This is a genomic window from Stenotrophomonas sp. A3_2 (genome assembly GCF_036624925.1).
Lineage (GTDB): Bacteria > Pseudomonadota > Gammaproteobacteria > Xanthomonadales > Xanthomonadaceae > Stenotrophomonas > Stenotrophomonas hibiscicola.
In genome coordinates this window covers 1-451 of record NZ_JAZKVY010000029.1, presented here as the reverse complement: position 1 = coordinate 451, position 451 = coordinate 1, and the positions used below count along the sequence as shown (strand labels likewise).

Here is a 451-nt window from a genome sequence, read left to right as displayed (position 1 = left end):
AGCGTTGCGCTGGCGCCGAGTGTGATCGTGCCGGGCACGGGGGTGCCGATGATTGGCGCGGCTGTGGGCCCGCCCAGTTGCGCCGCGCCGACCTGCGTTCCGCCGGCGCTGGTGGAGGCACTGCCGAGATTGATGCGGATATTGTCGAGCTGGCCGCCATCGCTCGCGAAACGGGCGCCGGCGCCGCTGATGGTGAGCGTGCCAGTGCCGGTGCCGTTCGCGCCAGTGAGGCTGAAGCTGCCGGTTTCGGTGATGCTGGCGCCGGCGGCGGTGAGGTTGATGATACCGCGATAGGCGATGTCGGTGAAGCTGACACCGGCGCCATAGGTAATGGCGCCGGCGGCGTCGGCGATTGTGCCGCCCCGGAGCGCGGGCAGCAGGGCGCCTGGGGTCGCGGGGTTCTGCAGTTCCGCCTGGAGGCCGATGGAGAGGCTGGTGGCGCCGCCTATGC

1 protein-coding gene is annotated in these 451 nt (G+C 71.0%); it reads right to left on the bottom strand.

Features of this window, described 5'->3' with window-relative positions; translation table 11 throughout:
• A partial coding sequence (locus tag R5H29_RS00140; RefSeq protein WP_332328536.1) for a hypothetical protein occupies positions 1-451 on the bottom strand: 451 nt, incomplete at both ends.